The sequence below is a fragment of the Nocardioides sp. genome (assembly GCF_035503875.1).
Classification (GTDB): Bacteria; Actinomycetota; Actinomycetes; order Propionibacteriales; family Nocardioidaceae; genus Nocardioides.
The window spans coordinates 1-7,471 of the sequence record NZ_DATJTA010000006.1 but is presented as its reverse complement, the minus strand read 5'-3'; the positions used below and the strand labels follow the sequence as shown (position 1 = coordinate 7,471).

The window sequence follows — 7,471 nt, the reverse complement described above, 5'->3', positions numbered from 1 at the left end:
GCTGCCCGACCTCCGTGGCTTCCCGCCATTGATTCTGGTGGTCGAGCAGTGAAGGCGTTCAGCGCCTGAGTGCCCGTCGAGACCCGGTGGGCCGGCAGGCGACCTTGATCACCGTTGTCTGTGGGGTGCGGGGGTCTCGGTCGCCGAGCTCGTTGAGCACCGGAGGTCGAGCAGCGAAGGCGCTCAGCGCCTGAGTGCCCGTCGAGACCCGGTGAGCCGGCAGCCGACGTCAGTCACTCACCGTTGTCTGTGGGCTGCGGGGGTCTCGACTGGCGCTCCTCGCTGCTCGACCTCCGGTTGGGTTCCGGCCGATGACTCTGGTGGTCGAGCAGCGAAGGCGCTCAGCGCCTGAGTGCCCGTCGAGACCGGGTGGGCCGGCAACCGACCTTGATCACCGTCGTCTGTGGGCTGCGGGGTCTCCTCGCTGCTCGACCTCCGGTGGTTTCGGCTAGACCGCCCGCGTCGTACCCCGCAATGACCTGCTGGCCTCGACCTCCGGCGGCTCAGGTCTCCCGCAGGACGACGACGGTACGGCGCCCGACGGTGATCCGGTCCCCGGCCTTGATCTGGGTGCCGAGGGGGAGCTTCGCGTCGGTGGAGAGGACGACCTCGCCGGTCTGCACCCAGTCGTTCTCGGGTACGTCGACGGGCTGGGGGAGCCAGCCCGAGTTGAACCACAGCATGAAGGACTTGTCGACCTGCTGCTGGCCCTGCGGTCCGGGGGCGCGCAGCGGCTGACCGGAGACGAACATGCCGACCGTGCGCAGGTCGGGGTCGTGCCAGTCGTCGCCGGTCATCTCGCGGCCCGACGGGTGCAGCCAGGCCAGGTCCTTCGGGCCGCCGCGGATGGTCGGACGGCCCTCGAACCAGTGCCGCTGCCGCAGCGCCGGGTGCTCGCGACGCAGCCGCAGCGCCTGCTTGGTGATCTCGTAGACGTCGAGCCACGCGTCGTCGGGTCGCCAGTCGATCCACGAGGTCTCGTTGTCCTGGCAGTAGGCGTTGTTGTTGCCGCGCTGGGTGCGCCCGCGCTCGTCGCCGGCGGTGATCATCGGCACGCCGTTGGAGAGGCAGAGGGTCGCCATCATGTTGGCGGCCTGCCGACGGCGTACGGCGATCAGGGCCGGGTCGTCGGTCTCGCCCTCGACCCCGTGGTTCCAGGACCGGTTGTTGTCGGTGCCGTCCCGGTTGTCCTCGCCGTTGGCCTCGTTGTGCTTGTGCTCGTAGGTCACCAGGTCGCGCAGCGTGAAGCCGTCGTGCGCGGTCACGAAGTTCACCGAGTTGTACGCCGAGCGCCCGTCGTCGGCGTAGAGGTCCGACGAGCCGGCGAGCCGGGTCGCGACGGTGCGGATGCCGGAGGTGTGGTTGCGCCAGAAGTCGCGGATCTCGTCGCGGTACTGGTCGTTCCACTCCACCCACGGCGGCGGCATCCGGCCGACGAGGTAGCCGTCCATCGAGGCGTCCCACGGCTCGGCGATCAGCTTCACGTGCCGCAGCACCGGGTCCTGGCCGATCGCGACGAGCAGCCGGCAGTGCATGTCGACGTCGTACCCGGTCCGGGTCAGCGCCGACATCAGGTCGAAGCGGAACCCGTCGACGTGCATCTCGGTGACCCAGTAGCGCAGCGAGTCCAGGATCAGCCGCAGCGCCAACGGGTCGTTGGAGTCGACGGTGTTGCCGCAGCCGGTGACGTCCCAGTAGGTGTCCTCGAAGACCGCCAACCCGGTCTCGGCGTCCGTGCCGGGCTTCACCCGCTTGTAGAACCCGCGGTCGTCGAGGCCGCGGAAGGAGAGGGTCGGCCCGAGCGCGCCGCCCTCGGCCGTGTGGTTGTAGACGACGTCGAGGATGACCTCGATGCCGCCGGCGTGCAGGGCCTTGACCAGCTGCTTGAACTCGCGGACCTGCTCGCCCCGGTCGCCCGCGCTGGAGTACGACGCGTCGGGGGCGAAGTAGCTGATCGTGTTGTAGCCCCAGTAGTTCGTCGTCCCGCGCTCGACGAGCGCGGGCTCGGAGAAGAACTGCTGGATCGGCAGCAGCTCCACCGCGGTCACGCCGAGGTCGCGCAGGTAGTCGACGACCGCGGGCGTCGCAAACCCGGCGTACGTCCCGCGCAGCTCCTCGGGGACCCGGTCGTGCAGCTGGGTCATCCCCTTGACGTGCGCCTCGTAGATGACGGTGTCGCGCCACCGCCGGCGCATCGGGGTGTCGCCCTCCCAGTCGAAGGAGGTGTCGACCACGACGCTGCGCGCGGTGTACGGCGCGGAGTCGCGCTCGTCGCGGGCGCTCGGGTCGTCGAATACGTAGCCGAACAGGGGCGGCTCGGGCCGGACCGTCCCCGCGGTGGCCAGGGCGTACGGGTCGAGCAGCAGCTTGTGCGGGTTGAACCGGTAGCCCCGCGCGGGGTCCCACGGCCCGTCGACGCGGTAGCCGTAGCGGGTGCCCGGGGCGATGTCGGGCAGCGCCCCGTGCCAGATGCCGAGGGACTGCTCGGTCAGCTGGTGGCGGGTCTCGACGTCCTCGTCGTCGAAGACGCACAGCCAGCACTCGGTGGCGTTGGGAGCGTAGACCGCGAAGTTCGTCGACTCCGGCGACCAGGTCGCGCCGAGCGGCCAGTTGCGGCCGGGCCAGACCCGGGCGCGCTGACCGAGATGCGTCCAGATGCCAGGGCTCACGGAGGTCATTGTCTCCGATGCTGGCAGAGTGCCGGGAACCAGCGTCGACGAGGAGAGGCACAGCACATGGGTGAGTACGTCAGGCTTGAGGTCGCGGACGGCGTCGGCACGATCCGGCTGGACCGGCCGAAGATGAACGCCATCAGCCTCCAGGTGCAGGACGAGCTGCGGGCGGCCGCCGCCGAGGCCACCGAGCGCGACGACGTACGCGCCGTCGTCGTGTACGGCGGGGAGCGGGTCTTCGCCGCCGGCAACGACGTCAAGGAGATGGCCGACATGTCCCACGCGGACATGGTCAAGCGCTCCGGCCCGCTGCAGGGCGCGGTCACCGCGATCGCCCGGATCCCCAAGCCCGTCGTCGCGGCCGTCACCGGCTACGCGCTGGGCGGGGGCTGCGAGCTCGCGCTCGCCGCCGACGTACGGTTCGCCGCCGAGAACGCCGTGTTCGGCCAGCCCGAGGTGCTGCTCGGCATCATCCCCGGCGCCGGCGGCACCCAGCGGCTCTCGCGCCTGGTCGGCCCCGCCAAGGCCAAGGACCTGATCTTCACCGGCCGGTTCGTCAAGGCCGACGAGGCCCTCGCGATCGGGCTCGTCGACAAGGTGGTCCCGGCCGAGGACGTGTACGCCGAGGCGGTCGCCTGGGCGGGCCAGTTCAGCGCCGCGGCGGCGCTCGCCCTGCGCGCCGCCAAGGAGAGCGTCGACCGCGGTCTGGAGACCGACCTGGAGACCGGCCTGGAGATCGAGCGCCAGCAGTTCGCCGCCCTCTTCGCCACCGAGGACCGCACCGCGGGCATGAGCTCGTTCGTCGAGAACGGCCCCGGCAAGGCAACCTTCAGCGGTCGCTGAGTCGGTCGCCGAGGTTTGACCCGGGCACCGCTGTGCCATCCTCCCGTCGTGGCGAGAGACAGCAAGACGACGGTGTCCGGGTCGGCCCGCGTGCGGACCCGTGCGGCCCAGGCGGTCTGGGCGGTCGCGGCGCTGTTCGCGCTCGTCCTGGCCGTCGGGGCGCTGCTCGTGGCGATCGACCAGACCAACGAGTCGAACGCCCTGGTGCGCTTCGTCCTCGACCTGGCCGACAGCCTCGACCTCGGGGTCTTCGACCGGCAGGACGGCGTGATGTCGTTCGACACCGAGTCGGCCAACGCCCTGGTCAACTGGGGTCTGGCCGCGGTCGCCTGGCTGGTGATCGGCCGGGTGCTGGAGCGGCTGATCCGGCCCTGACCCGCCCGCGGCAGGTCCCGTCACGCGCCACAGCGTGACAGTTCGACTGTGAGGTATCCGACCATTCGGTGCGGTTTCACCCCTGATGACCGCCCGGTAGCCTCACGGACACATCCGAGTGCACAGGAGGGGCCTTCGCGGCCATCGCCATGAACATTGTTGTCTGTGTGAAGTACGTGCCCGACGCCACTGCCGACCGGCAGTTCGAGTCGGACAACACCGTTGACCGCGTCGGCGTCGACGGGCTGCTGTCGGAGCTCGACGAGTACGCCGTGGAGCAGGCGCTCCAGCTGAAGGAGAAGGCCGGCGACGACACCACGGTGACCGCGCTCTGCGTGGGTCCCGAGAAGGGTGTCGACGCGGTGCGCAAGGCCCTCCAGATGGGTGCGGACTCCGGCATCCACGTGATCGACGACGCCATCGCGGGCTCGGACTACGTCGCCACCTCGCTGGTGCTGGCCAAGGCCGTCGAGAAGGCCGGCGCCGAGAAGCAGGTCGACCTGGTCATGTGCGGCATGGCCTCGACCGACGCCTCCGGCGGCGTCGTACCCGCGATGCTCGCCGAGCGCCTCGGGCTGCCGCAGATCACCTACGCGTCGGTCGTCGAGACCCAGGGCGGCCAGGTCCGCGTGAAGCGCGACTCCGACACCGCCACCGAGGTCATCGGCGGCACGCTGCCGCTGGTCCTCTCGGTGACCGACCAGACCGGCGAGGCCCGCTACCCGTCGTTCAAGGGGATCATGGCGGCCAAGAAGAAGCCGCTGGAGACCTGGTCGCTGTCCGACATCGGCGTCGACGCCGGTGAGGTCGGCCTGGACGCCGCGTGGACGCAGGTCGAGGAGACCGCAGCCCGCCCGCCGCGTACCGCCGGCGAGATCGTCAAGGACGAGGACGGCTCGGGCGCCAGCGCGCTGGTCGAGTTCCTCGTGTCCAAGAAGTTCATCTGAGCGCCGGTCGGAAGAGGAAGTAGAGAGACATGTCTGAAGTCCTGGTGGTCGTCGACCACGTCGACGGCGCGATCCGCAAGCCCACGTTCGAGCTGCTCACCCTGGCCCGCCGTCTCGGCGAGGCCTCCGCGGTGTTCTTCGGCTCGCCCGACAAGGGCGCCGAGGTGGCTGCCAAGCTCGGCCAGTTCGGTGCCGAGAAGGTCTACGTCGTCGACGACGCGCAGATCAAGGGCTACCTGGTGGCCCCGAAGGCCGAGGCGCTGCAGCAGCTGGTGGAGAAGTCCGCCCCGGCCGCCGTGCTCTTCGTCTCCGGCTACGAGGGCAAGGAGGTCGCCGCCCGCCTGGCGATCAAGACCTCCTCGGGCCTGATCACCGACGCGGTCGACATCGACGCGAACGGCGTCGTCACGCAGAGCGTGTTCGCCGGCAACTACACGGTGACCGGCAAGGTCACGAAGGGCACGCCGCTCATCACGGTCAAGCCGAACTCCGCCCCCGTCGAGGAGGTGGGCGCCGCCGGCACCGTCGAGGCGTTCGCCGCGACCATCTCGGACGGCGCGAAGACCGCGCAGATCGTGGCCCAGCAGCCGCGCAAGGCGACGGGTCGTCCCGAGCTCACCGAGGCCGCGATCGTGGTCTCGGGTGGCCGGGGCACCGGCGGCAACTTCGAGCCCATCGAGGGCCTGGCCGACGCGCTGGGCGCCGCGGTCGGCGCCTCGCGTGCCGCCGTCGACTCGGGCTGGATGCCGCACAGCTTCCAGGTCGGCCAGACCGGCAAGGTGGTCTCGCCGCAGCTCTACGTCGCCAACGGCATCTCCGGTGCGATCCAGCACCGCGCCGGCATGCAGACCTCGAAGACCATCGTCGCGGTCAACAAGGACGAGGAGGCGCCGATGTTCGAGCTCGTCGACTTCGGCGTCGTCGGCGACCTGCACGCGGTCCTCCCGGCCGCCACCGAGCAGATCAACCAGCGCAAGGGCTGACCCCGCTTCACCCCACGCCGACCCGGCGTGAGTTTGCTGCCGACCCGGCGCGAACTCGCGCCGGGTCGGCCTGTTTCGGGGGTGTCGTGCGGTGCTCACTAGGCTGGCGGCATGACCTCGCACGATCCCCAGCACGACGTCCTCCAGGTCGCGGCGCGCGCCCGCGCCGCCAGCCACGGCCTCGCCCTGGCGACCCGCGCCGAGAAGGACGCCGCGCTGCAGGGCATGGCCGACGCGCTGCTCGCCCGCTCCGAGGAGCTGCTTACGGCGAACGCCGAGGACGTCGAGCGCGCCGAGTCCGGCGGTACCCCGGCCAACATCGTCGACCGGCTCCGGCTCACCCCCGAGCGACTGGCGGGGATGGCGCAGGGACTGCGCGACGTCGCCGGCCTGCCCGACCCGGTCGGGGAGGTGGTGCGCGGCAGCACCCTCGCCAACGGGCTGGAGCTGCGCCAGGTGCGAGTGCCGTTCGGGGTCGTCGGGATGATCTACGAGGCGCGGCCCAACGTCACGGCCGACGCCGCCGGCATCTGCCTGAAGTCCGGCAACGCGGTGCTGCTGCGCGGCAGCTCCAGCGCCCGCTCGAGCAACGCCGCGATCGTCGCCGTACTCCGCGACGCCGTGGCCGCCGCCGGGCTGGACGCCGACGTGATCCAGCTGGTCCCCGGCGACACCCACGACAGCGTCAAGGCGCTGATGCGGGCGCGGGGGCACGTCGACGTCCTCATCCCGCGCGGGGGAGCGGGCCTGATCCGCAGCGTCGTCGAGGAGTCGACGGTGCCGGTGATCGAGACCGGCGTGGGCAACTGCCACGTCTACGTCGACGCCTCCGCTGACCTCGACCAGGCGCTCGCGATCGTGCTCAACGCCAAGACCCAGCGCACCAGCGTCTGCAACGCCGCCGAGTCGCTGCTCGTGCACCAGGACGTCGCCGACGAGTTCCTGCCGACCGTCATCGAGGCGCTGCAGGGCGCGGGCGTCACCATCCACGGCGACCCCGCCTTCGCGGAGTACGACGACGTGGTGGCGGCCACCGACGACGACCACGCCGCCGAGTTCCTCGCGCTGGAGATCTCCGCCGCCGTCGTGGCCGACGTCGAGGGCGCGATCGACCACATCCGCCGCTACTCCTCGGGCCACACCGAGGCGATCGTGGCGCGCGACCAGGGCACGATCCGCCGTTTCGTCGCGGCTGTCGACTCCGCCGCCGTCGTCGTGAACGCCTCGACCCGGTTCACCGACGGCGGCGAGTTCGGCTTCGGTGCCGAGATCGGCATCTCCACCCAGAAGCTGCACGCCCGCGGCCCGATGGGGCTGCCGGAGATGACCTCCACCAAGTACGTCGTCACCGGGGACGGCCACATCCGGTGAGGTTGATCCTCCTGACCTTCGGGTTCGGCGCCCTCTCGGCGATCATCCCGATCTTCAACATGGAGGCCTACATCTCGGTGGTGTACGCCAGCACCGACCACTACCCGGCGCTCGCCCTCGCCTTCGTGGGCTCGCTGGGCCAGAACGTGGGCAAGCTGGTCTGGTACTACGTCTGCCGCGGCGCCCTGGACATCCCCTGGCTCAAGCGCCAGATGGCCTCGCCCAAGCGCCAGGCGCAGTACGAGCGCTGGCGCGACTTCATCCAGGGCCGCCCCTTCAT

Annotated in this window: 6 protein-coding genes and 1 pseudogene; 6 read left to right on the top strand and 1 reads right to left on the bottom strand. The window is 70.8% G+C overall.

Annotated elements, in window-relative coordinates; genetic code table 11:
* Window positions 1–503: 503 nt before the first annotated feature.
* Window positions 504–2,678, bottom strand: a complete 2,175-nt coding sequence (gene glgX / locus VMF51_RS01245) for a glycogen debranching protein GlgX (RefSeq protein ID WP_325472562.1) — start codon at window positions 2,676–2,678, stop codon at window positions 504–506.
* A gap of 57 nt (window positions 2,679–2,735) precedes the next feature.
* Here glgX and VMF51_RS01240 point away from each other — a divergent pair, with 57 nt between their 5' ends.
* The 6 genes and pseudogenes from VMF51_RS01240 to VMF51_RS01215 form a co-directional block, all read left to right on the top strand.
* On the top strand, window positions 2,736–3,515 hold the full coding sequence (locus tag VMF51_RS01240; RefSeq protein ID WP_325472561.1) for an enoyl-CoA hydratase/isomerase family protein: 780 nt from the start codon (window positions 2,736–2,738) through the stop codon (window positions 3,513–3,515).
* A 48-nt stretch (window positions 3,516–3,563) separates the two neighbouring features.
* Window positions 3,564–3,890, top strand: coding sequence for a hypothetical protein (locus VMF51_RS01235; RefSeq protein WP_325472560.1), 327 nt, complete (start codon window positions 3,564–3,566; stop codon window positions 3,888–3,890).
* A gap of 149 nt (window positions 3,891–4,039) precedes the next feature.
* Entirely contained in the window at window positions 4,040–4,837 is a 798-nt protein-coding gene (locus VMF51_RS01230) for an electron transfer flavoprotein subunit beta/FixA family protein (protein WP_325472559.1), read from the top strand.
* A gap of 29 nt (window positions 4,838–4,866) precedes the next feature.
* The gene (locus VMF51_RS01225; protein WP_325472558.1) at window positions 4,867–5,820 is read left to right on the top strand and encodes an electron transfer flavoprotein subunit alpha/FixB family protein; all 954 of its coding nucleotides are present in this window, start codon (window positions 4,867–4,869) and stop codon (window positions 5,818–5,820) included.
* A gap of 111 nt (window positions 5,821–5,931) precedes the next feature.
* Window positions 5,932–7,191: a glutamate-5-semialdehyde dehydrogenase gene (locus VMF51_RS01220; protein WP_325472557.1), complete on the top strand. Its 1,260-nt coding sequence runs from the start codon at window positions 5,932–5,934 to the stop codon at window positions 7,189–7,191.
* A pseudogene (locus tag VMF51_RS01215) lies at window positions 7,188–7,471 on the top strand (hypothetical protein); the annotation flags it as partial. The gene VMF51_RS01220 and the pseudogene VMF51_RS01215, both read left to right, overlap by 4 nt.

Bases quoted from the DNA above. Each gene is read 5' to 3' on its own strand.
- VMF51_RS01225 (WP_325472558.1), top strand. From the start codon at position 4,867: ATGTCTGAAGTCCTGGTGGTCGTCGACCACGTCGACGGCGCGATCCGC.
- glgX (WP_325472562.1), bottom strand. From the start codon at position 2,678: ATGACCTCCGTGAGCCCTGGCATCTGGACGCATCTCGGTCAGCGCGCC.
- VMF51_RS01240 (WP_325472561.1), top strand. From the start codon at position 2,736: ATGGGTGAGTACGTCAGGCTTGAGGTCGCGGACGGCGTCGGCACGATC.
- VMF51_RS01230 (WP_325472559.1), top strand. From the start codon at position 4,040: ATGAACATTGTTGTCTGTGTGAAGTACGTGCCCGACGCCACTGCCGAC.
- VMF51_RS01220 (WP_325472557.1), top strand. From the start codon at position 5,932: ATGACCTCGCACGATCCCCAGCACGACGTCCTCCAGGTCGCGGCGCGC.